Annotated in this window: 24 protein-coding genes, 1 tRNA gene and 1 pseudogene; 7 read left to right on the top strand and 19 right to left on the bottom strand. The window is 71.3% G+C overall.

Features of this window, described 5'->3' with window-relative positions; translation table 11 throughout:
- Positions 1-25: 25 nt before the first annotated feature.
- Complete coding sequence (locus tag PZB75_RS14485) at positions 26-2,599, bottom strand: MFS transporter (protein ID WP_275535706.1); 2,574 nt, start codon at positions 2,597-2,599, stop codon at positions 26-28.
- A 188-nt stretch (positions 2,600-2,787) separates the two neighbouring features.
- Positions 2,788-3,243 (bottom strand): annotated as a pseudogene (locus tag PZB75_RS14480) (MarR family transcriptional regulator); the annotation flags it as partial.
- 387 nt (positions 3,244-3,630) lie between these two features.
- Between PZB75_RS14480 and PZB75_RS14475 the strand changes: the two are divergent.
- Positions 3,631-3,840 (top strand): hypothetical protein, encoded by a 210-nt coding sequence (locus tag PZB75_RS14475; RefSeq protein WP_275535705.1) that lies wholly within the window; start codon positions 3,631-3,633, stop codon positions 3,838-3,840.
- 570 nt (positions 3,841-4,410) lie between these two features.
- Here the strand turns inward: PZB75_RS14475 and PZB75_RS14470 are convergent.
- The 8 genes from PZB75_RS14470 to PZB75_RS14435 all read right to left on the bottom strand — a co-directional run bounded on the left by PZB75_RS14470 (position 4,411) and on the right by PZB75_RS14435 (position 9,779).
- Positions 4,411-5,265, bottom strand: coding sequence for an RNA polymerase sigma factor SigF (locus tag PZB75_RS14470; RefSeq protein ID WP_275535704.1), 855 nt, complete (start codon positions 5,263-5,265; stop codon positions 4,411-4,413).
- 234 nt (positions 5,266-5,499) lie between these two features.
- Complete coding sequence (locus PZB75_RS14465; protein WP_275535703.1) at positions 5,500-6,603, bottom strand: RNA polymerase sigma factor SigF; 1,104 nt, start codon at positions 6,601-6,603, stop codon at positions 5,500-5,502.
- Between the two features lie 266 nt (positions 6,604-6,869).
- Positions 6,870-7,163, bottom strand: a complete 294-nt coding sequence (locus tag PZB75_RS14460) for a Dabb family protein (protein ID WP_275535702.1) — start codon at positions 7,161-7,163, stop codon at positions 6,870-6,872.
- A gap of 11 nt (positions 7,164-7,174) precedes the next feature.
- Positions 7,175-7,339, bottom strand: coding sequence for a hypothetical protein (locus PZB75_RS14455; protein WP_275535701.1), 165 nt, complete (start codon positions 7,337-7,339; stop codon positions 7,175-7,177).
- Between the two features lie 587 nt (positions 7,340-7,926).
- Positions 7,927-8,011, bottom strand: a tRNA-Ser gene (locus PZB75_RS14450).
- Between the two features lie 119 nt (positions 8,012-8,130).
- Positions 8,131-8,559 (bottom strand): tRNA adenosine(34) deaminase TadA, encoded by a 429-nt coding sequence (tadA, locus tag PZB75_RS14445; protein WP_275535700.1) that lies wholly within the window; start codon positions 8,557-8,559, stop codon positions 8,131-8,133.
- 150 nt (positions 8,560-8,709) lie between these two features.
- A complete protein-coding gene (locus PZB75_RS14440) occupies positions 8,710-9,288 on the bottom strand; it encodes a hypothetical protein (protein WP_275538711.1) in 579 nt (192 codons plus the stop codon).
- 188 nt (positions 9,289-9,476) lie between these two features.
- Entirely contained in the window at positions 9,477-9,779 is a 303-nt protein-coding gene (locus PZB75_RS14435) for a hypothetical protein (protein ID WP_275538710.1), read from the bottom strand.
- A 184-nt stretch (positions 9,780-9,963) separates the two neighbouring features.
- Between PZB75_RS14435 and upp the strand changes: the two genes are divergently transcribed.
- Positions 9,964-10,599: a uracil phosphoribosyltransferase gene (gene upp / locus PZB75_RS14430; protein WP_275535699.1), complete on the top strand. Its 636-nt coding sequence runs from the start codon at positions 9,964-9,966 to the stop codon at positions 10,597-10,599.
- Positions 10,600-10,735: 136 nt separating this feature from the next.
- On the opposite strand, the gene PZB75_RS14425 is transcribed toward upp, so the two are convergent.
- The 4 genes from PZB75_RS14425 to PZB75_RS14410 form a co-directional block, all read right to left on the bottom strand.
- Entirely contained in the window at positions 10,736-11,329 is a 594-nt protein-coding gene (locus PZB75_RS14425; RefSeq protein WP_275538709.1) for a LytR C-terminal domain-containing protein, read from the bottom strand.
- 173 nt (positions 11,330-11,502) lie between these two features.
- Positions 11,503-11,799 carry a type II toxin-antitoxin system VapB family antitoxin gene (locus tag PZB75_RS14420; RefSeq protein WP_275535698.1) on the bottom strand — a complete coding sequence of 99 codons (297 nt, stop codon included), beginning with the start codon at positions 11,797-11,799 and terminating at the stop codon, positions 11,503-11,505.
- Between the two features lie 149 nt (positions 11,800-11,948).
- Positions 11,949-13,547 (bottom strand): M28 family peptidase, encoded by a 1,599-nt coding sequence (locus PZB75_RS14415; protein ID WP_275535697.1) that lies wholly within the window; start codon positions 13,545-13,547, stop codon positions 11,949-11,951.
- Entirely contained in the window at positions 13,544-14,218 is a 675-nt protein-coding gene (locus PZB75_RS14410; protein ID WP_275535696.1) for an HhH-GPD-type base excision DNA repair protein, read from the bottom strand. The genes PZB75_RS14415 and PZB75_RS14410 overlap by 4 nt, the downstream gene beginning before the upstream one ends.
- Positions 14,219-14,857: 639 nt before the next feature.
- On the opposite strand from PZB75_RS14410, the gene PZB75_RS14405 reads away from it, so the two are divergent.
- Positions 14,858-16,048, top strand: a complete 1,191-nt coding sequence (locus PZB75_RS14405) for an LPXTG cell wall anchor domain-containing protein (RefSeq protein ID WP_343286237.1) — start codon at positions 14,858-14,860, stop codon at positions 16,046-16,048.
- A gap of 243 nt (positions 16,049-16,291) precedes the next feature.
- Here the strand turns inward: PZB75_RS14405 and PZB75_RS14400 are convergent, their stop codons facing one another.
- The 4 genes from PZB75_RS14400 to PZB75_RS14380 form a co-directional block, all read right to left on the bottom strand.
- Positions 16,292-17,236 (bottom strand): DUF72 domain-containing protein, encoded by a 945-nt coding sequence (locus PZB75_RS14400; RefSeq protein WP_275535694.1) that lies wholly within the window; start codon positions 17,234-17,236, stop codon positions 16,292-16,294.
- A 104-nt stretch (positions 17,237-17,340) separates the two neighbouring features.
- Positions 17,341-17,970, bottom strand: a complete 630-nt coding sequence (locus PZB75_RS14395; protein ID WP_275535693.1) for an NAD(P)H-dependent oxidoreductase — start codon at positions 17,968-17,970, stop codon at positions 17,341-17,343.
- 85 nt (positions 17,971-18,055) lie between these two features.
- The gene (locus PZB75_RS14390) at positions 18,056-18,844 is read right to left on the bottom strand and encodes a uracil-DNA glycosylase (RefSeq protein ID WP_275535692.1); all 789 of its coding nucleotides are present in this window, start codon (positions 18,842-18,844) and stop codon (positions 18,056-18,058) included.
- Between the two features lie 375 nt (positions 18,845-19,219).
- The gene (locus PZB75_RS14380) at positions 19,220-19,834 is read right to left on the bottom strand and encodes a flavodoxin family protein (RefSeq protein ID WP_275535691.1); all 615 of its coding nucleotides are present in this window, start codon (positions 19,832-19,834) and stop codon (positions 19,220-19,222) included.
- Between the two features lie 337 nt (positions 19,835-20,171).
- Between PZB75_RS14380 and PZB75_RS14375 the strand changes: the two genes are divergently transcribed.
- The 4 genes from PZB75_RS14375 to PZB75_RS14360 all read left to right on the top strand — a co-directional run bounded on the left by PZB75_RS14375 (position 20,172) and on the right by PZB75_RS14360 (position 23,860).
- Complete coding sequence (locus PZB75_RS14375; protein ID WP_275535690.1) at positions 20,172-21,275, top strand: acyl-CoA dehydrogenase; 1,104 nt, start codon at positions 20,172-20,174, stop codon at positions 21,273-21,275.
- 208 nt (positions 21,276-21,483) lie between these two features.
- A complete protein-coding gene (locus PZB75_RS14370) occupies positions 21,484-22,254 on the top strand; it encodes a PIG-L family deacetylase (protein WP_275535689.1) in 771 nt (256 codons plus the stop codon).
- Positions 22,255-22,553: 299 nt separating this feature from the next.
- On the top strand, positions 22,554-23,141 hold the full coding sequence (locus PZB75_RS14365; protein WP_275535688.1) for an SAM-dependent methyltransferase: 588 nt from the start codon (positions 22,554-22,556) through the stop codon (positions 23,139-23,141).
- Positions 23,138-23,860 (top strand): glycosyltransferase, encoded by a 723-nt coding sequence (locus tag PZB75_RS14360; RefSeq protein WP_275535687.1) that lies wholly within the window; start codon positions 23,138-23,140, stop codon positions 23,858-23,860. Before PZB75_RS14365 ends, PZB75_RS14360 begins: the two co-directional genes overlap by 4 nt.
- 195 nt (positions 23,861-24,055) lie before the next feature.
- Here the strand turns inward: PZB75_RS14360 and PZB75_RS14355 are convergent, their stop codons facing one another.
- The gene (locus tag PZB75_RS14355; RefSeq protein WP_275535686.1) at positions 24,056-24,934 is read right to left on the bottom strand and encodes an alpha/beta hydrolase; all 879 of its coding nucleotides are present in this window, start codon (positions 24,932-24,934) and stop codon (positions 24,056-24,058) included.
- Between the last annotated feature and the right edge of the window lie 101 nt (positions 24,935-25,035).

Raw genomic sequence — 25,035 nt, 5'->3', positions numbered from 1 at the left:
CCGGCTGGTGCCGTGGCCCCCGGAACTACTCGCCCGGGTGGGCCAGCTCGATGTCGTGACCGTCGACTCCGGGACCGGCCACGGTCAGCGATCCGGCGACCGGCGGGAAGCCGGTCGCGATGACCGTGTACTCGCCCGCGTCCAGGTCGGCGAAGGCGTACGCCCCGTCCTCCCCGGTCGTCGCCGTGGCGATCACGTTCCCGGCCGCGTCGACCAGGGTCACGCGGGCGTCGGGCAGCGGTGTCCGCGCGGCCCCTCCGCGTACGACACCCTGGACCAGCGCACCGGCCAGGAGCGCGGCGTCGACCCGGGTGACCCCCTGGCCGCCGATCTCCACCGGCAGCGCCAGCGGACGGAACCCGGCCGCGTTCACCGCGACGGTCACCGCTCCGGGAATCAGCTCCCCGAAGACGAACTCACCGGTCTCGTCCGACGCGCCGGTCGCCAGCACATCGCCCCGCACATCGGTCACGATCACCATCGCGCCACCGATCGGGAGGCCGCTGTCGGCGGCCCGGACGGTCCCGGCCAGGCCACTCGTACCGGCCAGCAGGATGTCGTACGCCACCGGCTCGTCGCCCACGACCACGGTCGACGCCTGCGGCTGGAAGCCGTCGGCGGACGCGATCAGGACGTACGAACCCGAGCCGGGCGCGTCCACGGCGTATCCGCCGTCGGCCTGGGCGACCCCGCGTCCGAGCTGTCGGCCCTCCAGCGAGATCAGCGTGACGGCGGCCCGCGCGACGGGCGCGCTCTCGGCGCCGCGCACCACACCGCTGATCCGGGAGCCGCGCACGGTCCCCGCACCGGAGGCGCCGCCGCCCAGGCGCAGGGTGTCGGCCGAGGTGACCGGTGCGGCACCCTCGGACGCCCGCGCGCCGGCGGAGCCCCGCGCGTCCGCTTCCCCGGCCCCGACGAGCGCGTCCGCCGGAACCTTGTCGAGCGAGGGCGCGGCACCGGCCGCCGCCGGAACGTCCCCGGCGCCCACGGACGTCTCGGCCGGGGCCGGGGCGTCGTTGGCCGCCCGCGACTTCAGGGCGACCTCCTTGATGAAGATGGTCAGCAGGAAGGCGACCAGCGCGGCCGGAGCCGCGTAGAGGAAGACATCGGCCACACCGTGCCCGTACGCGGCCTCCACGACCGTGCGGAACGGCGCGGGCAGCGTCTTCAGGTCGGGGATGCCCCCGCCACCGGTCCCGCCGTGGCCCAGGGCGGCGCCCTCCGGACCGAGGTCGGCGAGGCCGTCCTTGACGTACTGCGTGACCCGGGTGCCGAGCACCGCGCCCAGGGCCGAGACCCCGATCGCACCACCGAGCGAACGGAAGAACGTGACGACGGAGCTGGCCGCGCCGAGGTCGGACGGGTCGACCTGGTTCTGCGTGGCGAGCACCAGGTTCTGCATCATCATGCCGATGCCGAGGCCCATCACGGCCATGAAGATCGCGACGTGCCAGTACGGGGTGTCGTACCGGATGGTGCCCAGCATCCCGAGCCCACCGGTCAGCAGGAACCCACCGCTGACCAGCCAGACCTTCCAGCGACCGGTCTTGGTGATGATCTGACCGGAGACGGTCGAGGAGACGAACAGACCCGTGATCATCGGGATCGTCATCACACCGGACATCGTCGGCGACTTGCCGCGCGCCAGCTGGAAGTACTGGCTGAAGAAGATCGTGCCCGCGAACATCCCGATGCCGACGAACAGCGAGGCCGCCGAGGCGAGGGTGATCGTACGGTTACGGAAGAGCCGCAGCGGGATGATCGGCTCACGGGCCTTGGACTCGATGAACAGGAACAGCAGCGCCAGCACCAGCGAACCCGCGAGCATCACGCCGGTCTGCCAGGACATCCAGTCGTACTTGTCGCCCGCGAAGGTCACCCAGAGGAGCAGCAGGGAGACCGCGGCGCTGATGAAGAACGCGCCCCACCAGTCGACCTTGACCTCACGCTTGACGACGGGGAGCTTCAGGGTCTTCTGGAGCACGATCAGCGCGACGACGGCGAACGGCACGCCGACGTAGAAGCACCAGCGCCAGCCCATCCAGCTGGTGTCGGTGATGACACCGCCGAGCAGCGGGCCACCGACGGTGGCGACGGCGAAGACCGCACCGAGGTAGCCGCTGTACCGGCCACGCTCACGCGGGGCGATCATGGCGGCCATCACGATCTGCGCGAGGGCGGAGAGACCGCCGACGCCGACGCCCTGGACGACACGGCAGACGATCAGCATGCCGCTGCTCTGCGACAGACCGGCGACGACCGAGCCCGCCACATAGATGACCAGGGCTATCTGGACCAGCAGCTTCTTGCTGAACAGGTCGGAGAGCTTGCCCCACAGAGGGGTCGTGGCGGTCATGGCCAGCAGCGAGGCCGTGACGACCCAGGTGTAGGCGCTCTGGCCGCCGCCGAGGTCGGAGATGATCTCCGGCAGGGCGTTGGAGACCACCGTCGACGACAGGATCGCGACGAACATGCCGAGCAGCAGCCCGGTCAGCGCTTCCATGATCTGCCGGTGAGTCATCGGCGTGCCGTCGGGAGCGTCGGACGCCCCGTGCTTGGCGTGGCCGCCCCGCACACCGGTTGGTGTGGTCGTAGCCATTGAAATCCTTGTCTCTGCTTCTGTTACAGGGGTGTACGGGTGTACGAATTCTCGGAGCCGCCCGCCGCGGGGGTGTCCCCGGCGCTCTCGGCGGCCGCTGTCTTTCCGGTGTTCCTGGCGTCCTCGACGCCTCTGAGGTCCGGTGAGCCGTCGGGGGCCTCGTACGGCCGGTCGCGGCAGTTGCTGTCGTGCCTGCCCGGAGCGCATCCGCACGGTGCGCCGCAGACGAAGCTGTCGCGCAGCCTGGCCAGCAACGTGTTGAGCTGTCCGACCTCGTCGTCGGACCATTCCCGCAGGTTGCGGGCGAACATTTCGGTGCTCCGGCGGTTCAGGTCGCCGAGCACGCCCTGGCCCGCGGGGGTCAGCCGCAGGATGCGGGACCGCTTGTCCGCGGGGTCCGGGGACCGCTCGATCCAGCCCCGGTCGGCCACATGGGCGACATGGCGGCTGGTCACCGAGATGTCGACGGACAGCAGCTCGGCGAGCCGGCTGATCCGCATCTCGCCGTGGTGGTCGAGAAGGGTCAGCACGGCCGCGGAGCCACCGGGGCACTCGGCGGGAAGAACGCGAGCGATTCCTCGTTTGATGGCGCCGACGACGCTGAGCTGCCGGGCCAGTTCCTCGTACTGACTCCGTGCGGCCACGGGCTACCCCCAGACATCTCGTTGCTTAGGGCAACCGTAGAAGCGATTGGTTGCTACAGGCAAATGAAATGGGGCTTGCGGAAGTAAAGGAACGCAAAAGGCTGCGTAGGGGACGAGTCAAAGGCCCAGCGTGCGCGCGGGCCCCGGGCGACGAATGTGTGTCGCGCCACACGGCGCGTCCGGGACGGTGAACGTACGGAAGTGTGTACGGATGTCGCGTCGACGCTTCTGCCGCGCAACTCCCTTGTACGGGACGGGAGATGACCGGTACGGGTGCGCTGCGGGCCTCAACGGCGCCGGAACCCCTGATCGAAGGCCGCGGACGCCTGTCCCCTTGTGGCACCCGGGGGTTGGGACCTACTCCTGAGTTCGCTAGGGTCCTGCCCCATGGCACACAACCCCCACGCCCCGCAGGGTCCCGAGGGCAATCCCGACCCGGCCGGCAATACGCAGATGTTCCGCGCCTTCGTGGACGACGGCGAGCCGCAGCGCCGGCCGCAGCAGGCGGTCTCCTCCGGACCGAGGGTCGGGGTGATCGCCGCTGTCGTCGCCGTGATCGTCGTCCTCGGCGCGGTCGCCTGGCTCGCCCTGGGCTGACCGGCGGCCCTCCCGGGCCGACCGCCGCCCCGGGAGCCGATCGCACGCGCCACCGGGGATGGCCTCGGGGGCGCCGATGAGCATGCTCCGGACAGAGGCGGAGGGTCCGCCGCCCCGGGCGCGCCCTGCGCCCGTCCGAGCGGTCCGTGCCGAGCGGTCCGCGCCGAGCGGTCGCTGCCGGTCAGCCCGTGCCGAGCGGTCCGCGCCGGGATGTCTGCCGCTGCCGGGGCCGGGCCGCGCGCACCCGGGGCGTACCGGACACCGGGGCCGGATTCGACCGCGCGCACCACGGACGTACCGGCACACCGACTCGGCGTTCCCGGAGCACGGCGTTCTCCGGCACCGCCCGGTGCTCCCGGACACCGTGAGACCGCCGGTACGGGCCGTTCCGGCGCCCGGCGGACCCCAGCAGTCGTACGAGCCGGACTCACCCCGGACTCACCGCCCCGTACCGCCGCCCCCTCACGTCACACGCGCTGGCGAACCGTCACTGCAAATATCCGTGAGGGAGCCGGAGCGAGCGGTCTCGGACCGCGTCCGGCAGACGGCCGGTCAGCGGCCGGCCGGCGGTCAGTCGGCGATCAGCCCTTCTCTGAGCTGGGCCAGCGTGCGCGTCAGAAGTCGCGAGACGTGCATCTGGGAGATGCCGACCTCTTCCCCGATCTGCGACTGCGTCATGTTGGCGAAGAACCGCAGCATGATGATCTGCCGTTCGCGGGGCGGCAGTTTGGCCAGCAGGGGCTTCAGCGACTCGCGGTACTCGACGCCCTCCAGCGCCGCGTCCTCGTATCCCAGCCGGTCCGCCAGCGAGCCCTCCCCGCCGTCGTCCTCGGGCGAGGGCGAGTCCAGCGAGGACGCGGTGTAGGCGTTGCCGACGGCCAGGCCGTCGACCACGTCCTCCTCCGACACCCCGAGTGCCAGGGCCAGTTCGGGCACGGTCGGCGAACGGTCGAGTCTCTGTGCCAGCTCGTCGCTCGTCTTGGTGAGGGCGAGCCGCAGCTCCTGGAGCCGGCGCGGCACCCGCACCGACCATGACGTGTCCCGGAAGAAGCGTTTGATCTCCCCGACCACCGTCGGCATCGCGAACGTCGGGAACTCCACGCCCCGTTCGCAGTCGAACCGGTCGATCGCCTTGATCAGGCCGATCGTTCCGACCTGGACGATGTCCTCCATGGGTTCGTTGCGGCTCCGGAACCGCGCCGCCGCGTAACGCACCAGCGGGAGGTTCAGCTCGATGAGCGTGTCGCGGACATAGGCACGCTCGGGGCTGTCTGCTCCTTCGGCGCTCAGTGCGGCGAGCCGGAGGAACAGGGAACGGGACAGAGTGCGGGTGTCGATGGCTTCCGGCGAGCTGGTGAGCACTTCAGGTGCGGGAGCGCTCTTCGTGAGCGTGAGCACCTTCGAGCTGCCCTGGTCTACGGACATGCCACCCCCTTGAGGTCGCGGACGGTCGCGGTGGCCGCGACCATCGGAGGAACGCAGCCTCCACCTGAATACCGGAGGCGGGGCTGCGGCAAACGCGGTTCCAGCAGAATGTCACATGTCGGCAACGCGCTGTAGTGACATGTCGACAAGTTTCCGCCAAGTCTGCGCAGGAAACAGGGGGTGTGAGCCTTGTCGGTGACCTGAGCCCCGCTCAGGAGGGTCTACCCATTCCGGTTACGCTTCGATCCTATTTGCGGACCGCAGTCGCGCGAAGCTTCTGGCCAACAGCCTTGACACATGCATCTGGGAGACGCCCAGTTCGGCACTGATCTGGGACTGGGTCAGATTGCTGTAGTAGCGGAGCAGCAGGATGCGTTGCTCGCGTTCGGGCAGTTGTACGAGCAGATGCCGCACCAGATCGCGGTGCTCCACCCCGGCGAGCGCCGGGTCCTCGTACCCGAGCCGGTCCAGCAGACCGGGCAGTCCGTCCCCCTCCTGCGCGGCTTCCAGCGAGGTGGCGTGGTACGACCGGCCCGCCTCGATGCAGGCGAGCACCTCGTCCTCGGAGATCCTCAGCCGCTCGGCGATCTCCGCGGTGGTGGGGGAACGGCCATGAGCGGTCGTCAGGTCCTCGGTGGCGCCGGTGACCTGGACCCAGAGCTCATGCAGCCGACGCGGTACGTGGACGGTCCGGACGTTGTCCCGGAAGTACCGTTTGATCTCCCCGACGACGGTCGGCATGGCGAAGGTGGGGAACTGCACGCCGCGTTCCGGATCGAACCGGTCGATGGCGTTGATCAGACCGATCGTTCCCACCTGGACGACGTCCTCCATGGGTTCGTTACGGCTCCGGAAGCGGGCGGCCGCGTACCGCACGAGCGGCAGGTTCGCCTCGATGAGCGCCGCCCGCACCCTCCCGTGCTCGGGGGTGCCCGGCTCCAGGTCCTTGAGGCGGCCGAAGAGCACCTGGGTCAGTGCCCGGGTGTCGGCGCCCCGGGTGCGGACGCGGTCACCTCCGCTGTCGGGCGTCTCGGTCTCGACGAGCCCGACGGGTTCGGCGGTCCGGGCGGCCTGGGCGGGCTGGACGGGTTGGACGACCTGGGCGGGCTGGGCGGGCTGGGAGGCGCGGGTGAACCGGGCGGTCCGGGCGGTCCGCGCGTTCTCGGTGAGCGTGACGGTCTCGGCGGATGCGGATGCGGATGCGGATGCGGGTGCGGATGCCGGTGCAGGTGCGGATACGGGTGCTTCGGCGGGTGCGGTGGAGACGGTTGCTTCGGTGTGTGCGGCGGGTTTCGCGGGTTCCGGGGACGGGGTCGGTTCGGTGTGTTGGGGAGGCACTTGAGGCGCTGTACTGGCCGGCACGGTGTCGCCACCCCTTTGCGGTCAACTACGGTCAACTCAGTCGTCAAAAGCGGTCATAGCATCACAAGACATGTCCACTGTGTGCAAGCACCGTATAACGCCGTGTTGACCGCAAGGTGGTTGAAACACAAGGAAAAGCCCCTCATCCGAGAGGTGAGGGGTTTCGTCGACGCGGGACGGGACAAGCGGGTCGGGAACGGTGCCGATCAGAAGGGCCGAATGGACCGGAAGGACCGGAAGGGTCAGAAGGGATAGTCGGCGATCACCCAGGTGGCGAACTCCCGCCACTGCCCGGCCGCGGCCTGGTGGGCCGGGTGCTCCACGTAACGCTTCAGGGCCGCCTCGTCGGCGACCGCGGAGTTGATGGCGAAGTCGTAGGCGATCGGGCGGTCGGTGATGTTCCAGGCGCACTCCCAGAACTCCAGTTCGGGGATCTGACCTTCGAGTTCCTGGAACGCCCGTGCACCGGCCACGGCCCGCGGATCGTCCCGCTCGACGCCGTCGTTCAGCTTGAACAGGACCAGGTGGCGGATCATCGGGTGTTCTCCTACTTCACGAGTTCGGACATGAAGTCGCCGACGCCCTGCGCGGCGCTCGAAACGCCCTCGAACCCTATCTGGACCAGATCGGCCGCCCTGGCGGGGGATGTGATGATCGTGTACAGCACGAAGACCACTATCACGTAGAGCGCGATCTTCTTCGCCAGCGCCATCTCAGCCCTGCCTCCCCGGTCATCCCCTGTGCGGTCGGGTGATTGTAGTCATACGAATCGTTTCGGGCGGAGGGTTGTGGCGGATCTTCGGGCTGTCCCCCGGTACGGGGGCCAGGGGCGCCCGCTCCCGGAATCAGGGACGACCGATCGGTGGACCAAGGACGAAGGACCCTTCGCTCGGGGCCCTTCGTCCGGTCCGGCGGCGTCCACGAGCGCGCACCATGGGGATGAGCCCGACGGAACCGTGAGGATTCGGCGGGCGAGGGACAGGGTCTTCGAGGCCCGCGCCGCGCGACTCCCCCCTGACCGCGGCATGGGCCGTCGGCCCTGTCCTCACCGGGGGAAGCGGCTTGTCCCCCCGACGCCGCTTCCCCCGACCTGACGGCACGACGCGTGGCCCCCATCGCCCCCGGAGAACACCGGGCGGGCGGTGGGGGCCACGTTGTCGTGCGGGGTGGCCGGGTCCCGGCCGCTGCCGAGAAGTGCGGTGCGGGGCACGGCCGGACGTGCGCCCCCTTACCGAGAACCCGAAGGTCCCGGCGCAAACTCGAAAGGCCCGACGCAATGCGTCGGGCCTTTCACAAGAGCGGTAGCGGTGGGATTTGAACCCACGGTGAGTCTCCCCACACTCGCTTTCGAGGCGAGCTCCTTCGGCCGCTCGGACACGCTACCGAGAGAGAGCTTAGACCATCGGGGCCGTGGGTCGAAATCCACTTCGCCGAAACCTTCGGTGGTCCGGAGCGGGCGGCCGATGGCCGTGGGGTGGCCGTCCGTCGGCCGGGTGCGGGCGGTCAGCGGTTGCGGAAGAAGGCCGTGAGCTGGGCGGCGCACTCCTCCTCCAGCACGCCGTGGATCACTTCGGGACGGTGGTTCAGCCGCCGGTCGCGCACGACGTCCCAGAGCGATCCCGCCGCGCCCGCCTTCTCGTCCCGGGCCCCGTAGACCACTCGGTCGATCCGGGACTGCACGAGCGCGCCCGCGCACATCGTGCAGGGCTCCAGGGTGACCACGAGCGTGCAGTCGATCAGCCGCCACGCGCCGAGTGCGGTGGCCGCCCGTCGCAGGGCGAGCACCTCGGCGTGGGCGGTCGGGTCGCCCGCCGCTTCCCTCTCGTTGTGCCCCGTGGCGAGCACGGACCCGTCCGGGCCGAGCACGACGGCGCCGACCGGGACGTCGCCGGCCCGCGCCGCCAGTGCCGCCTCGGACAGTGCGCGCCGCATGGGTGCCAGCCACGGGTCGCGCACGGGGTCGTGCGGTGGAGTTGCCGGTGCCGCTGACCCCGCTGGTCGCGGGGCCAGCTCCGCTGTCGGTGGTGCGAACGGTGCTTGTGGCACCCGTGCGTCGGAGGGTTCATCGGTCACCCGCGGACCCTAACGGACGGTCTCCAGGACCTCGGCCGCTCCCAGCGCCTCCGCGATCTCCGCCAGGGCGTCCTCCCGCAGCGTCAGCAGATCCTGCTCGGGCAGGCCGAGATCGGCGAGGATCGCGGACTCACCGAGCGGGCCGGTCGGTACGGCATCGGGATCGGGGTCGGGGATGTCGGCGTCGGCGAGCAGCCCGGCTCCGTCATCGTCATCGGTGGCCTCGGTCGTATCGGGTTCGCCGTCCTCCGTACCGTCGAGATCGACGAGTTCTTCGAGGGCGGCGATTTCATCGGCGGCACCCGGCCGGCGGCCGAGCAGTTCATCGGTGAGCAGGATCTCTCCGTACGAGGAGCGGGCGGCGGCGGACGCGTCCGAGACGTAGATACGGGGGTCCTCCTCACCGTCCACCCGGATGACGCCGAACCAGGCGTCCTCCTGTTCGATGAAGACGAGCACCGTGTCCTCGTCCACCGAGGCATCTCGGGCCAGATCCGTCAGGTCGGACAGGGTCTCCACATCGTCGAGCTCCGTGTCGCTCGCTTCCCACCCGTCTTCGGTGCGCGCGAGCAGTGCGGCGAAGTACACCGTGACTCTCCCACTGGTCATAGGTGTGTCGGTCCGACGGGAGGGCAGACGGTGGTCCGGCTGCTCTGTGCCCCGCCCAATCGGAATCGTGGCAGAAACAGCGCCGCCGCGAGACGTCTTCCACGGTTGCGTCGGCCATGAGTTCCGTCAAGACCCACTCACAGCGGATCGTGGCACAGGAGTGCCGACTACCAGCGGAACGTGCGCATCCGCATGGCTTGGCGCATCCGGGCCGCGCGCGCCCGGCGCGGCTGCACGCGCTCGCGGAGCTGCTTCGCCTCGTGGAGTTCGCGCAGGAACTGGGCGCGTCGCCTCCGACGCGCCGCCTCGCTCTCCGGACTTTCCGGATGCTCCGGCGTGTCCCGCACGGTCCCGGTCCCCGGCGCGTCCCGCACGGTCCGTGGACTCTGCGGACTCTGCGCGCCCTGTGCGTTCTGTACGCCCCGGATGTCCTGCACGCCCCGGGTGTCCTGCGCGGTCCGCGCGGCCATCGGGTCCCGTGTGTCCGGCGGGGGCCTGCGCCCCCGTCGCTCCTGCTCCCTGTCCGGCATCGGTACACCACCCCACGGCTGGGAAAGGCTGGTACGGCTGGGAGGCCGTATGCCCCCACCTTCCCTCCGAACAGGTGATTGATGCCAGCGCAGGTACTCGGGGGCCCCGGTTACTGTTGACGGCATGCGGATTCATGTTGTCGACCACCCGCTGGTGGCGCACAAACTCACCACGTTGCGCGACAAGCGCACCGACTCCCCGACCTTCCGGCGGCTCGCCGACGAACTGGTCACCCTGCTCGCCTACGAGGCCACCAGGGATGTGCGCACCGAGCAGGTCGACATCGACACCCCGGTGACGCGGACGACCGGTGTGAAGCTTTCGCACCCCCGGCCGCTCGTCGTGCCGATCCTGCGCGCCGGTCTCGGCATGCTCGACGGCATGGTGCGGCTGCTCCCGACCGCCGAGGTCGGCTTCCTGGGCATGATCCGTAACGAGGAGACGCTTCAGGCGTCCACGTACGCGACGCGCATGCCCGAGGACCTTTCCGGCCGACAGGTGTACGTCCTCGATCCGATGCTGGCCACGGGCGGCACGCTGGTCGCGGCCATCCAGGAGCTGATCAAGCGCGGTGCGGACGATGTGACGGCCGTCGTCCTGCTGGCGGCGCCCGAGGGCGTCGAGGTGATGGAGCGCGAGCTGGCGGGTACGCCGGTCACCGTGGTCACCGCGTCGGTCGACGAACGGCTCAACGAGCACGGCTACATCGTGCCCGGCCTGGGCGACGCGGGCGACCGGATGTACGGCGCCGCGGGCTGACCTGGCCCCCGCTGCCTCCGGGCACCTCGTTCGGCCGTACGAGGATGCGGCCGTACGAGGGTTCGGGCATACGAGGGCTTGTCGTGCGAGGCTTCGGCCGTACGAGGTCTTTCCGGCCCCCGCGTCCTTCTTTTTCTCAGCAGGAGGGCGCGGGGGCCGGCTTGTCGAGGGCGGTGAGCGCGGCGGCGGCGTCCTGCGGGGTGGCGAACGTCGTGAAGCCCGTACCGATGATCAGATCGACGTCCGCGGTCCGCCGGGCGTCCGTCTTCCGGGCGGCGCCCGCCAGCTGCGTACCGAGGACCGGCATCGAGCCGTTCGCGGCCGTCGGCGCGCCGAGCAGCAGTCCGGGGCCGGGGATCTTCTTGTCGTACTCGGCCGGCGCGTTCGCCACCTTGCCGATCCGGAAACCACGCTTCTTCAGCTCGTCGGCCGCTGTCTTGGCGAGGCCGGCGCGCGGGGTCGCGTTGTAGACGTTGACCGTGATCAGGGCCGGTTTCGGCAGCACCTTGGCGGGCGCCGAGGGCTTCGGGGAGGGGCAGGCCGCCTTGTGCTCGGCGGCGCTGGCCTTGTCGGTGCCACCGGTGAAGACGTCGATGAGCTGCAAGGTGCCCCAACCGGCGAAACCGAGGGTCACCACAGCGGCGGCGGCCGAGAGGACCAGCTTGCGCCGATGGCGGGGGCGTCGCATGCGAGGGAACTTGGCGCCCGTGATGCGGTACTTTCCGCCCATGCCGGGGGGAGTGAGCATGCTCATGGGCGCAGCGTAGTGCGACCCGCTGGGGATGCCTACCAGATGATCGATCGATGGCGCCCGTACGGTCCTTAAAACACCCGAAAGCACCTGAAAACGCCCATGAGGCGTCGGAGGTGGTCACACGGTGGCGCGCGTGATGGTCCGGGGTGTCACTCGAGTTCGAGGACCCGCGCGTGCAGTACCTGGCGCTGCTGGAGCGCGGCGCGCACCGCGCGGTGCAGTCCGTCCTCCAGGTAGAGGTTGCCCTGCCACCGCACGACGTGCGGGAACAGATCGCCGTAGAAGGTGGAGTCCTCGGCGAGCAGGGTTTCGAGGTCCAGCTGGCCCTTGGTGGTGACGAGCTGGTCGAGGCGGACCGGACGCGGTGCGACATCCGCCCACTGTCGGGTGCTTTCCCGGCCATGGTCGGGATATGGCCGCCCATTTCCGATGCGCTTGAAGATCACACGGAAAGCCTACCGGCCGCACGGCTCGGGGTGCAGCCATGGGCGAGGGCCGCGATTGCCGGTGAATGCAGACGAAAGCGCTGCATAGGAAGCAATTCGGGCGGCTGGTGGTGGTGAGGCCGGTGGTGTGCCGGCGCGGCAGGGGGTGGTCAGCGTGGGGGGAACGGCAGCTCGTGGGCGTACGTCCCCACCGCGTTCGCCATGACGTCGATGTTCGTCTCCAGGGACGTGAGATCCAGGTTGTCCAGCTTGTCGCAGGCCGCGTGGTAGCAGGGGTCGTACGCCTTCCCCGCCGTGCCGCCGTACACCTTCGCCTGGGTGGTCGTCTTGACGCCCTCGGCGCCGGTGTCCGTACCGCCGGACGGGATGCCGGCCTCCACGAACGGGCCGTAGTCGGAGCGTCCGTCGAAGGCCGTGCCCTCGTGCGGGGTGCCCCGCCGGTCGAGGAAGTCGCCGATGTCGCGCTCCAGCCGGTCGGACCCCTTCGGGCCGGTGGCCCCGCCGCGGAGGACGAACTGGGCGGCGTTCGGGGACGCGACCATGTCGAAGTTGAGGTAGAGCGCGATCCGCTTCCGTTGGTCCGCGGTGAGCTTCCTGACGAAGGCCTCCGAGCCCTTGAGGCCGTTCTCCTCGGCCGACCACCACGCGAAGCGCACCTTATGGGCCGGTGCGGGGAAGGCCCCGGCCCCGGCGAGCCGCAGGGCGACTTCGAGGAGCCCGGCCGATCCGGAACCGTTGTCGTTGATCCCGGGCCCCTCGGCCACCGAGTCGAGGTGCGCGCCGAGCATGACGGTCCGCGCGGGGTCGCCGCCCCGGGTCTCCGCGACGACGTTGCGGGTGGTGCGCCGTTCGCGCCGTTCGCGGATCTCCAGCGCCACCGTCACCGGTCCGTCCGCCAGTTCGGTGAGCAGCTTCTCGCCCGCCGCCCTGGAGAGCCCGCCGGTCGGGACGCGCCCCGCTTCGGGAGAGCCGAGGGTGCCGGAGAGGTCGCCGTCGGCGTTGTTGTAGATGAGCGCGCCGACCGCGCCCGCGGTCGCGGCGGCGGCCTGTTTCTGGGCGAACGGGCAACCGCCGCGCTTGATGAGGGCGATCGCACCCTTGACGCTTCCGGCGGCCCTGACGGTCCTGGCTGTGGCTGTGGCTGTGGCTGTGGTGGGGGTGGTGGCGGCCGTGTAGTCGGCGGCTTCGCAGCCTGTGGTGGCGTCGGTGGGTACGGCGACCAGGGGGGCCTTGATCCCGCCCTCCGGGGTCGACGCGGTGTACGTCATCGCCTTGACGGTGAGGTCGAGGGAGCGGGGCGGGGCGACGGACAGCTTCTCGGCGAGCGTTTCGGTGTACGTGAAGTCGAAGGTGTCGTACGAGACTTGGTAACCCGCCTCCTTGAGCTGCCGGTAGACGTACGCGGCGGAGGCGTCGTGGCCGAGCGTTCCGGCCGCGCGGTGACCGTCCGAGGAGTCGGCGATCGCCTGGAACATCCGCAGATGGCGGTACGCGCCCTGGGCGGTGCTGTCCCGTACGAGAAGGCGTGCCAGATTCTTCGCGTTCTTCGCGGGGTCCCCGGCGACGGGCGCGGGTGGTGTGGTGGCTCCGAGGAGGAGTGGGACGGTCAGCGCCGTGGCGGTGACCACGGCGAGGGCCCGACCGGCGGCGGTGGCGCGGCGAGTGCCGGGCTCGGGATTGGTGCGGGACCCTGGTGCGGCGTGGGGCCCGGTGGTGGTGCGGATGGTGCCGGGTTCGGGGGCGGTCATGTCCGGCCCGCCTGTTCGGTGGCCCGTGCGGTGGCCTGTTCGGCGGTTCGCCGGGCCGCCTCCCGGGCCTCGCGCTTGGCCTCCTGCTTGTGGGCGCGTACCGCCGCGAGCGATTCCGGCCCGGTGATGTCCGCGACCGAGCGGTGCGAGCCCGGCTCCCCGTACGGCCCTGCCGCCTCCCGCCAGCCCGGCGGGCGGACCCCGAACCGTTTGCCGAGCAGGGCCAGGAAGATCTGCGCCTTCTGGACGCCGAACCCGGGCAGTTCCTTCAGGCGTTCCAGCAGTTCGGCCCCGCTCCCGACGCCGTTCCAGACCGCGCTCGCGTCCCCGTCGTACTCCGCCACCAGGAACTGGCAGAGCTTCCGCACCCGTGCGGCCATCGAGCCGGGATAGCGGTGCAGGGCGGGCTTGGTGGTGAAGAGGGCGGTGAATGCCTCCGGGTCGTGATCGGCGATCACGCGCGCGTCCGGATCGGCGCCGCCCATGCGCTGGGCGAGCGTGTACGGACCGGTGAACGCCCATTCCATCGGCACCTGTTGATCCAGCAGCATCCCGATCAGCGCGGCGAGCGGACTGCGGCCGAGCAGTTCGTCCGCCTCGGGCCGCTGGGCGATCCGCACGGTGACGCCCTTGCCGTGGTTTCCGTCCTTGGCGTGATCGCTGTGGGTCATGGACCGATCATCGCGAGGGGCGCGCGGAACGGCGAGCGCAGCGGCCCGGCCCACGGCTGAAGGAGGTACCCGGGCCGCCGCGCGGGGCGCTGCGGCCGGGGCCAGGACCACGGGACAGCCCCTGGGCGAGGGTGGTCGGGGCGTCGAATTCAGGGGTGGGTCACCAGTGAGGAGGTTCATCGGCGTGGAGGTTCATCGGCGAGGAGAACGAGTGCGGAATTGCCGCACCCCCCGCCCGGAAGCGTTTATCGGAGAAGGTATCGGTCGGGGTGCGGTCGTCGAGACGTCCGGTGAAAGCTCTGATGAAAGCTCAGGCGAAACCTCCGGACCAATGACATGGCTCACAGATAAAACCAGGGAATGGGGAGCAACTGCCCCGGTTGACCATTTTTGCCCACCCGATGGATGGTGCGCGCGCGGGCAATGAGTGGCAATTCCTCTTTCTTCGGCTTTGCCTCCGTCTTACCATCACCGCAGGTTGCCTCTGTGGATCATCAACTGCGGCCGCCTCTACGATCTCAGACCCAGAAAAGGGCTCATGTGAAGATTCGCCGTGTCCTCGCGACGGCTGTCGCTGCCGCTGTCACCGCACCCGTCGTGCTTCTCTCCGTCACACCGGCGTTCGCCGATACCAGGCCCGTGTCCCAGACGCAGAACAAGCCCTCCATATCCGAGCTGGAAAAGGCCGCCGCCCAGGCCCAGAAGGCGTACGAGGACGCCGCGGCCGCCCTGGCCGAAGCCCTCAAGGACATGAACGCGGCCCTTTCCTCCGACGCGCCGCACAATGTGAAGGCCGTCGCGGCATCGGCGGCGGCGAAGGCCGCTGCCGCCGACAAGGTCACCGCCGACGCCACACTGGCCGACGCCCGCACCGCGTTCGATAATCTGCCCGCCGACGCGACGGAGGAGCGGGTCACCGCCGCCGAGCAGGCCGTCACCGACGCCGAGACCGCCCAGAAGGCGGCCGAAGAGGCCAAGAAGACCGCCGACGAAGAGGCGACGAAGGCCAACACGGCGGCCGACGACCTGCGTGTCTCGGCGGTTCGGCGGTACAGCGTGGCCAAGACGGCCGCGGCCGACGCACTGGCCGCCAAGGAGGCCGCCGACAAGGCCCTCGCCGACGCCAGGAAGGAACAGGAGGAGGAAGGCGGCGAGGACGACTGCGTCGCCGAGTCCCGGCTCACGACGGTCGTCACCGGACTGCCCTCCAAGATCGTCGCCGGTACGACGACCACGTTCAAGCTCCGCGTGACCAACGGCACCGACAAGACCCTGGACGAGGTCCTGCCGTACGCGGGCGTCCACGCGCTCGACGCGGACACCTTCAAGGACATCGACGCGCTGCTGCGTCTCCAGTGGTCCTCCGCCGCCTCCGGGCAGTGGAAGAACCTCGACCGTGACCACTACGCCGGTTCCATCAAGTCGCTGAAGCCCGGCGCCCACGCCGACGTCAAGCTGCGCCTCACGGTCGACGCCTCGGCGCCGGCCGCCGGGGGTGTCGCGTTCGTCGCGGGCGACTACATCAACAAGAACGGGTCCTGCGGCGGAACCCCCGACATCGAAACGTACGAGTTCGAGATCAAGGCCAAGGGCAGTACCCCGGGCAAGGTGGAGGACGCGCCGAGCACGTCCGAGCCCGGCAACACGGATGTACTGCCGCAGGGCGGTGCCGTGCCGATCAGCGCGGCGAACACCGCGACCGGCACCCTCGCCGCCACCGGTTCCTCCTCCGCCACCTCGGGCATCGCCCTCGCGGGCGGCGCGGCCCTGGTGATCGGCGCGGGCGCGGTGTTCATCGGACGCCGTCGCAAGGCGGACACGGGCGCCTGAGACTGGCGAGGCCGCCGCTGAGGCCGACGAGATCGACAAGGTCGCTGAGGCAGACAAGGTCGCTGAGAGAGCGGGGTCTCCGAGGCGGTCGATAGGTCTCAGAAGCGGCACCGTGACACAGGGGGCGCGAGGGTCGGGGGCCGGTTGCGGTCCTCGCGCCCTCGCGTCTCGCGTCCTCGCACCTCCCGCGCGCCGCGCGTCCTCGTACCTCCGTACCTCCGTACCTTCTGCGCCTCCCGCGCTTCACGTCCTCGCGTTCTCGGGGGAGCCTCCGTCTTCCTGCCGCTCCTGTCCCTCTGTTCCGGCGGGCAGCCCGAGGAGTCCGCGCATCGACTCCGCCGCGCGGACGGCGGCGTCGGCGCAGCAGTTGTTGAACAGGACGTGGAGCCGGTCGGCCCGTTCGGCCATGGCGTGCAGACGCGGCACCCATTCGGTCAGCTCCGCCGTCGAGTACGTGTGCCGGAACCTCTCCTCCTTGGTGCCGGACCCCCAGGCGCTGTTGCGGCCGTGGAAGCGGACCACGGCCAGGCGCGGTGCGGTGACCGGGGTGACGGGAGGAATGGACACGGGCAGCGTCTGCGTCATGTCCACGGCCACCGCGCTCATGCCCGCGTCGGCCAACAGCGCGTGGGTGGCGGCGTACCGGTCCTCCCGCCACCAGTCGGGGTGCCGGAACTCCACGGCCACCGGCCAGCCCGCCGCCCGCTCCCCGCACCGCTTCAGGAAGGTCTCCGCCCGGGGCCCCGGGGCGATCCACGGGGGGAACTGGAACAACAGGGTGCCGAGCCGGTCCGCCGCGCGCAGCGGTTCGAGCGCGCCCCGGAACCGCTGCCACACCTCGTCGAGCAAACCGGCGTCGACCTCGTCGTACCCGGTCCTGCCTCCCCGGGAGGACGCCAGGGCGGGCCGCAGATCGACGGGGAGCGACGTGGGCCGGGTCGGGTGCCCGGTCATCAGTGAGAACGCCTTCACGTCGAAGCGGAAGCCGTCCGGGGTGCGTTCGGCCCAGAGGTGACTGTTACGGAGGCTGGGCAGCGCGTAGTAGGTGGCGTCGACCTCCACCACCGGGAACCGGCTCGTGTAGTGCCGCAGCCTTCCCTCCGCGTCGCGCAGCCCCGGCGGGTACCAGCCCGCGGCCAGCAGAGCGGTATCCGTCCATGAACACGTACCGACCAGAATGTCGCCCATGGGGCCCGTCTACCCGCCGGAGCGCGCGCCGGACGGATCGGATCAGGTCCGTGCACGTGCGCGTGTCCGGGTGCGTGTCCGTTCGGCACGAAGTGGGTTCGGGCTCAGGTGACGAGAGCGGACGCCAGTTCGCGGGCCTGGCGCAGCCAGTGCGCGCGTTCGGTGTCGGTGGAGTCGGTGACGGTACGGAACACGAACCGGTGGATGTCGGTCACCCCGGTGTACGGCAGCACGCAGGCCGCCCAGATCCGCTCCAGCGGATCGCCGAACTCCTGCTGCTCGCGGTCGGCGGGCGTGTCGGAGGTGTTCAGTACGAGGGCCCGGCCCGCCTTGAGGAGCCCGGCCGGTTCGCCGTCCGCCGTGCCCAGCTTGTACGCCACTCCGGGTACCAGCACGCGCTGGAGCCAGCCGGTGAGCACGGCGGGCGGCATCCCCCACCAGTTCGGGTGGACGAAGACCATGGCGTCGAGCGTGGCCACCTCCGCGCGGTGCCGGGCCACCCAGGTGTCCCGGGCGGCCGGGGCGTCCCGTACCGTCCCCGTCTCGTCGGCGGACAGCACCGGATCGAACCCCTCGGCGCACAGGTCGTGGGCCAGGACCTCGCACCCGCGTCCGCGCAGTTCGTCGACCACGGCGTCGTACACCGCGTGGTTGAAGCTGCCCGCCCGTGGATGCGCCAGATAGACCGCGATACGCATATGAGTCGTCCCCCCAGTGACTACCGTGATCGTCATCGTCATTATCGATGAGGATGCGGAGAACTCAGCTGATCGGGTGGTTTCGACAAGGGGTGGTTGACGTCTTCCGGGCGGCCGTCGGTCAGGGAGTCGTGGGCAGTCCGGCGAGGTCCGCCGCCTCGCGGAACACGTCGACGAGCATCGCCGGGGTGAGGCGCCCGGTGAACGTGTTGCGCTGACTCGGGTGGTAGCAGCCGATGAGCCGCAGGTCCTCTCTGCCGTCGGTGCCGGACAGGGTCACCTGGGCCCCGTGGCCGAACGCGGGGCGGGGGCGGGGCAGTTGCCAGCCCGCGTCCGCGAGTACCGGCAGCAGCGCCTGCCAGCCGAAGCCACCGAGGACGACGAGCACGCGCAGGCCGGGGCTCAGCAGTTCGAGTTCGGCCGACAGCCAGGGCCGGCACGTGTCGCGTTCCGCGGTGGTGGGACGGTTCTGCGGTGGGGCGCACCGCACGGGAGAGGCGAGCCGTACGCCGTGGAGGGTGAGGCCGTCCCCGGCGTGGGTGGCGGTGGGCTGTGAGGCGAGGCCGACGGCGTGCAGCGCGGCGAAGAGGAAGTCACCGGCGGCGTCCCCGGTGAACATCCGGCCGGTCCTGTTGCCGCCGTGCGCGGCGGGCGCGAGTCCGATCACCGCCAGGGCCGCGTCGGCGGGCCCGAAACCGGGCACGGGCCGCGCCCAGTACTCCTGGTCCCGGAAGGCGGCGCGCTTGACGACGGCGACCTCCTCCCGCCAGGCCACCAGCCGAGGACACGCCCGGCACCGGACCATGAGCGCGTCCAGTTCGTCGAGCCGGGTGGGGTGGGGTGCGTGCTGGGCCGGGAAGTCGGGTTCCCCGGGGCCCGGCGGCTGGCCCGTCGTGCCGGTCTCGTCCATCCGTCCACGCTACGGGCTGTGCCGCGTCCCGTGCCTGTCTGCCTGCCCCGTCTGTTGTCTGCCCGTCTGCCCGTCTGCCCGTCTGCCCGTCTGCCCGTCTGCCCGTCTGCCCGTCTGCCCGTCGTGCTCCGTGCCTGCCGTGGGACGCTCGGCGCCGGACGGCCGGACGGCCGGACCGACGGGTTCCGCATCCGCCCGGCGGGCACCGCGCCCGCGATGCCGCCCACGGCGAGCACCGTGGAGACCGTGCCGAAGTCGCTCACGTCCACGTGCGGCGCCGGTCCGGGACGAGCGCGGCCGGCGTCAGCCGGTGGTTGCGGCCGAGGATCGAGCTGAGGCCGGTGATCCCGGCCAGGGCGACGATCAGGGGGCGGCTCAGCTCGGCGGGTAGGGGGCGGACCGCAGCCGTCGGGCCAGGTGAGCCGTGTTCGAGGCGAGGGTCTTCGTCGTCGATGTCACCGCCTCCGGAGCCTTGTCCAGGTCCTGGTAGTCCGTCCCCTGCATGGCCTCCCCGACCCAGTAGGTGACGGCACCGGGCGCGAGTGAGAAGCCGACGTCGTTCAGAGCCTGGAACAGGTCGGCGCTCACCTTGTGCGCGCCGTCCTCGTTACCGACGACGCACACCGCCGCCACCTTGCCGTACGTCAGCAGGCGGCCCTCGTCGTCGGACTCGGACAGCTCACCGTCCAGCCGCTCCAGGACGCGCTGCGCCAGGCTCGACGGATGGCCCAGCCAGATGGGGGTGGCCAGGATGAGGATGTCGGCCGCGATGACCTTCTCGCGGATCTCGGGCCAGGCGTCCCCCTCACCCATGTCGACCTGCACGCCGGGCCGCACGTCGTGGTCCGCGATCCGGACCACCTCGCCCGTGACGTGGTGCTCGCGCAGGGCCTCCAGCACCTGGTCGGCCAGCAGATGGGAGCTGGAGCGGGCGGGGGACGGCGTGAGCGTGCACACGAGGACGAGTGCTCGCAGAGGTGTCGTTTCCATGGTGGACCGGGTACCCGCCGGACGCGGGCGGATACCGGGGACCCCGTGATCAGCACCCGGAAGGCCGGAAGGAGAGCCCCCGGTACTCCGAGGGGTCTCGGGCCGTACGTCAAGGGGCGTCGGGCCGTATCTCGAAGGGCGTCGGGTGCGGCTCCCGCGGCTCGTCGTGTACGGCGGCGATACCCGGGCATTCGGATGCGTACGTCGTCGAACGGCGCGAGGGTGAGGGGGACGCCGGGACCACGAGGCGTACGACACCCCGCGCGCGTCCGAAGCCCTGAGCCGTTCGCGGACCGGGCATCCGTGAGCGAGCCTGATGTGCCAAGGAGTACCGCTGATGCAAGGCACCACGTATCGGGACCCGGCCGCCACCCGGACGGCCGAAGAGAGCGGTGGTCGCGTCGGTTCCGGCACGTCGGCCGGGTTCACCGCGGAGTCGGCCCGGCGGGAGGCCGCCGAGGGTTTCGCGCGGTGGGTGGCCGACATGGAATCCGGGTCGGTCGAGTTCCCGCTGCCCGGCGCGGGGCGGACCGCCGAGCGGTTCGCCGCCCTCACCTCGGTCGCGGAGGACGACCTGTGCGTGGCGCGACTGGTGGAGGGCCATGTGGACGCGGTCGCGATCCTGGCCGAACTGGGCGAGCCGCCGCCGCGGCCCGGTGAACGCTGGGGCGTCTGGGCGGCCGAGCCGCCCGGTGAGGGGCTGGCCGCCTCACTGACCGATCAGGGCTGGGTGCTGGACGGGCTGAAACGGTACTGCTCGGGGGCGCACAGCTGTACGCACGCCCTGGTGACCGCGCGGGCGGCGGACGGGCGCAGGCTCTTCGCCGTCCGGACGGGGGCCCCGGCGGAGGACCGGTCGGCGGCTCCACGGGACGGGAGCGGTGGCTGCCGTCCCGTGGAGGGCAGCTGGCGGGCCGTGGGCATGGCGGGCAGCGACACCCCCGATGTGCGGTTCGACGGAGTGCGTGGCGTGCCGGTCGGCGGGGTGGAGGCGTACCTCAGGAGGCCCGGGTTCCAGCACGGCGGTATCGGGGTGGCGGCCTGCTGGTACGGCGGGGCGCGCGCGGTCGCGGAGGCGCTGAGGCGGTCCGCCGCCCGGCGGGGCCCCGATCCGTTCACCGACGCACACCTCGGCGCCGTCGACATGCGGTTGCACGCCGCCGACGCCGTACTGCGCGGGGCCGCCGACGAGATCGACCGGGACCCGTTCGACACCGAGGAGGCGGCCCCGGTCCGTGGCCTGCGGGTCCGCGCGTTCGTCGAATCGGTCTGCGCCGACGTCCTGACCCAGGTCGGCCGGGCCACCGGCGCCGGACCCCTGTGCCACGACGAACGGCACGCACGCGCGGTCGCCGACCTGACCGTCTACATCCGCCAGCACCACGGCGAACGCGACCTCGCCCAGCTGGGCGGCCTCGTCGCCCGCGAGCGGTCGGCGTGAACGGGTACGGGCGTGATGTGTACGGGCGTGACGTGCAGGGGAACGACGCGCACGGGGGTGTACGGGAGTGGCCCGTACGCGACCGCTCCGTGCACCGACGTTCCGTACGCGACCGCCCCGTACACCGACGTCCCGTACACCGACGTCCCGTACACGACCGTCCCGCACACGCGTCGCCACACTTCCCCATCCGTATGAAGGAGTTCCTGTGACGGAGCGCCCCGGGCAGGGCCCCGCCCCCGCCAACGCCATCCAGGCCCCTGGGACCGACGAGAGTGACTGGCGGGCGTGGGACGGCTGGGACGGGCTGCCCGATGTACGGCTGCCGACCGAGGGCCGGGTCGTGGTGGTGGCCGCGCACCCCGATGACGAAGTGCTCGGCGTCGGTGGCCTGATCTCGCTGCTCACGGAATCAGGCGTCGCCGTGACCGTCGTCTCCGTCACGGACGGCGAGCGGTCCCACCCCGGCAGCGAACTCGTCACCCCGGCCGAACTGGCGGGCGTCCGGGCCATGGAGCTGCGCGAGGCACTGGCGGAGCTGGGAGCGCCGGGGGCGGAGGTGATCCGGCTGAAGGTGCCCGACACCGAGGTCGCCCGCCACGAGGAGGACGTCGCCACGGCACTCGCGGCGCTGCTGCCGGGTGCGGCGCTGTGCCTGGCGCCCTGGATCGGCGATGTGCACGGCGACCACGAGGCGGCGGGGCGGGCCGCGCTGGCCGCCGCCCGTACGGCATCCGTGCCGTGCCTGATGTACCCCGTGTGGATGTGGCACTGGGCGCGCCCCGACGACCCCCGCGTGCCCTGGGCGGCCGCGTCGAGAATCCGCCTTCCGGAGGCGACGGCCGCACGCAAACGCGCCGCTGTCGGACGGTTCACCAGCCAGACCGAGGCACTGGGTCCCGCTCCGGAGGACGCGGCGGTCCTGCCGCCGGAGGAGATCGCCCATCATCTGCGCGCGGTCGAGGTGGTCTTCGAGTGAGCCGGGGAGTGAGCGGGAGCGAAGGAGGGGGCGTGAGCGGGCGCGTGAGCCGGGAAGCGAGTGACGGTCCGGGGCAGGAAGCGAGTGGCGGTCCGGATCGGGGGACGAGCGATGGTCCGGGCCGGGGAGCGAGCGGTGGTCAGGGCCGGGGGACGAGTGACGGTCCGGGCCGGGGAGCGAGCGGTGGTCAGGGCCGGGGGACGAGCGGTGGTCAGGGCCGGGGGACGAGTGACGGTCCGGGCCGGGGGGCGAGCGGCGGTGTCGGCCGGGCGGCCACCCCCGCCGCCTACTTCGACACCATGTACCAGGCATCCGACGACCCCTGGCACCTCGCGGAACGCTGGTACGAGCAGCGCAAGTACGACCTCACCGTCGCCGCGCTGCCCCTGCCGCGCTACCGCCGGGCGTTCGAGCCCGCCTGTTCGGTCGGCGAGCTCACCCGGCGGCTGGCCGGCCGCTGCGACGCCCTGCTGGCCTGCGACCGCGTCGCGTCGGCCGTCGGGACCACCCGGAGCCGTACCGCCCATCTGCCGCAGGTGACCGTACGGCAGCTGACGCTTCCCGAGCAGTGGCCGGACGGGACCTTCGATCTGATCGTGCTCTCCGAACTCCTCTACTACCTGGACGAGGAGGGGCTGAGCCGTCTCCTGGAGCACGCGGTGGCGGCCCTGGAGCCGGGAGGCACCCTGGCCACCGTCCACTGGAACCACCCCGTACCCGAACACCTGTACAGCGGCGACGAGATCGCGCGGCGGATCGCCTCCGTCCCCGGCCTCGCCCTGATGGCCGACCACCGCGAGGACGACTTCGTGCTCCAGATCCACGCGCGACCGCATCTGGACGGCCGTCGCCCCGCCACCCCCGCCGCGAGAGAGGGGCTGGTGTGAACATCGAGGCCATCGCGGTCGTCATCCCCGCGCACAACGAGGAGGCCCTGCTCCTCGCGGCGCTGGACGCCGTGGCCATCGCGGTCCGGCATCCGAACCTCGCCGCCGTACGGACGACGACCGTGGTCGTCGCCGATTCCTGCCACGACCGGACGGCCGCCATCGCCCGACGGGCCGGGGCCGTGGTCGTCACCGCCCACTGCCGCAATCCGGGGCGCGCCCGAGCCGTGGGCACCGAGTACGCCTGGCGGGAACTGGGCAGTCCGGCCGGGACCACCTGGATCGCCGCCACGGACGCCGACAGCGTCGTACCGCCGCACTGGCTCGCGTACCACCAGGCGCGGGCACGCGAAGGCTGGCAGGCCGTCGTGGGTACGGTGGTCCTGCCCACCGCCGACATCCTCGCGACGCGCCACCAGCTCCGGTACGAGGCGACCCGTCCGCCCCGGGGCGGTCCCTGGCACCACCCGCATGTGCACGGCGCGAACCTCGGCGTGAGCGCCGAGGCGTACCGCGACGTGGGCGGCTTCCCGCCGCTCGACGTCGGCGAGGACCGGGCGCTGGTCGCGGCCCTGAGCGGGCGCGGCCACCGCATCCTGCGTACCCCCGACTGCCCCGTACTCACCTCTCCCCGGCTGCGCGCCCGCGCTCGCGGGGGCTTCGCCGACGATCTCGCGGCGCTGCTGAAACAGACGGACGGGCAGGAGGCGGCGAGCTGATCCGTCCGGGGGCGGGTTCCGTTGCGGGCTGCTTCGGTACGGGCCCCTTCGGAACGAGCGCCTTCGGTACGAGCCGCTTCGGTACAAGCGCCTTCGGTACGAGCCGCTTCGGTACGAGCGCCTTCGGTACGAGCCGCTTCGACAGGGCGGCTTCGGCAGGTGGCCGTCTGCTGTTCGTCGTCCGCCTGCTGTTCGTCACCGCGCCATGAGGGACCGCAGGGCCTTGATCACCTCGGCAGGGGACTCCTCGGCCATGAAGTGGCCGCAGGTGACCGTGGTGTGGTCCAGATCGGTGGCCCAGGCCCGCCACAGCTCGGCCGCGTCGTAGCCCAGGGCCGCGCCCCAGTCCTGCTGGAGGACGGACACCGGCATGGCCAGTCGGTGACCGGCCGCGCGGTCGGCCCGGTCGTGCTCGACGTCGATGCCGGCGGAGGCGCGGTAGTCGGCCACGATCGACGGCACGGCTTCGCGGCAGGCCGCGAGGTAGGCGGCGCGCACCTCGGCGGGAATGGCGTCCGGGTTCCGGGTCCAGACGTCGAGGAAGTGTCCGAAGAACGCGTCGGCGGCTCCGCTGATCAACTGCTCGGGCAGGCCAGGGGGTTGTGCCATCAGGTAGAGGTGGAAGCCGACGGCCGCGGTCGTACCGCGCATCACGTCCCACATGTCCGGCGTGGGCAGGACGTCGAGCGCCGCGAGGTGGGTGACGGCGTCGGGGTGGTCGAGCCCGGCCCGGACCGCGACCAGAGCGCCACGGTCGTGCCCGGCCAGGGCGAACCGCTCATGGCCGAGCGCGCGGGCCAACGCGACGACATCGGCCGCCATGGTGCGCTTGGAGTAGACGGTGCCATCCGGGTCGGCGGGCTTGTCGCTGGCTCCGTAACCGCGCAGGTCGGGGCAGATGACGGTGTGGTCGGCCGCCAGATCGGTGGCGACGTGCCGCCACATCAGGTGGGTCTGCGGAAACCCGTGCAGCAGCACGATCGGGCTGCCCGAACCGCCGACGGCCGCGGTGAGCGTGACGTCGTCGGCGACGGGGATGCGGTGGAGGTCGAAATCGGGGATGGTCGGTGACACGGTTCGCTGCTTTCTCGTCGTGTACGGGGCCTGTGGGGCCCGTGCGGGCCCGTGGCGGGTACGGGACGCGGCCGGGCCGGGTGGACCCGCTGGTGGTCCTC

Origin of the sequence: Streptomyces sp. AM 4-1-1 (genome assembly GCF_029167625.1) — a bacterium.
Classification (GTDB): Bacteria; Actinomycetota; Actinomycetes; order Streptomycetales; family Streptomycetaceae; genus Streptomyces.
Note: the sequence above shows the minus strand (reverse complement) of the source record. Positions and strands in the feature narration are given on the sequence as shown.

Bases quoted from the DNA above. Each gene is read 5' to 3' on its own strand.
- PZB75_RS14485 (WP_275535706.1), bottom strand. From the start codon at position 2,599: ATGGCTACGACCACACCAACCGGTGTGCGGGGCGGCCACGCCAAGCAC.
- PZB75_RS14475 (WP_275535705.1), top strand. From the start codon at position 3,631: ATGGCACACAACCCCCACGCCCCGCAGGGTCCCGAGGGCAATCCCGAC.
- PZB75_RS14470 (WP_275535704.1), bottom strand. From the start codon at position 5,265: ATGTCCGTAGACCAGGGCAGCTCGAAGGTGCTCACGCTCACGAAGAGC.
- PZB75_RS14460 (WP_275535702.1), bottom strand. From the start codon at position 7,163: ATGATCCGCCACCTGGTCCTGTTCAAGCTGAACGACGGCGTCGAGCGG.
- PZB75_RS14455 (WP_275535701.1), bottom strand. From the start codon at position 7,339: ATGGCGCTGGCGAAGAAGATCGCGCTCTACGTGATAGTGGTCTTCGTG.
- tadA (WP_275535700.1), bottom strand. From the start codon at position 8,559: ATGCGGCGCGCACTGTCCGAGGCGGCACTGGCGGCGCGGGCCGGCGAC.
- PZB75_RS14435 (WP_275538710.1), bottom strand. From the start codon at position 9,779: ATGGCCGCGCGGACCGCGCAGGACACCCGGGGCGTGCAGGACATCCGG.
- upp (WP_275535699.1), top strand. From the start codon at position 9,964: ATGCGGATTCATGTTGTCGACCACCCGCTGGTGGCGCACAAACTCACC.
- PZB75_RS14425 (WP_275538709.1), bottom strand. From the start codon at position 11,329: ATGGGCGGAAAGTACCGCATCACGGGCGCCAAGTTCCCTCGCATGCGA.
- PZB75_RS14415 (WP_275535697.1), bottom strand. From the start codon at position 13,547: ATGACCGCCCCCGAACCCGGCACCATCCGCACCACCACCGGGCCCCAC.
- PZB75_RS14410 (WP_275535696.1), bottom strand. From the start codon at position 14,218: ATGACCCACAGCGATCACGCCAAGGACGGAAACCACGGCAAGGGCGTC.
- PZB75_RS14400 (WP_275535694.1), bottom strand. From the start codon at position 17,236: ATGGGCGACATTCTGGTCGGTACGTGTTCATGGACGGATACCGCTCTG.
- PZB75_RS14395 (WP_275535693.1), bottom strand. From the start codon at position 17,970: ATGACGATCACGGTAGTCACTGGGGGGACGACTCATATGCGTATCGCG.
- PZB75_RS14390 (WP_275535692.1), bottom strand. From the start codon at position 18,844: ATGGACGAGACCGGCACGACGGGCCAGCCGCCGGGCCCCGGGGAACCC.
- PZB75_RS14380 (WP_275535691.1), bottom strand. From the start codon at position 19,834: ATGGAAACGACACCTCTGCGAGCACTCGTCCTCGTGTGCACGCTCACG.
- PZB75_RS14375 (WP_275535690.1), top strand. From the start codon at position 20,172: ATGCAAGGCACCACGTATCGGGACCCGGCCGCCACCCGGACGGCCGAA.
- PZB75_RS14365 (WP_275535688.1), top strand. From the start codon at position 22,554: ATGTACCAGGCATCCGACGACCCCTGGCACCTCGCGGAACGCTGGTAC.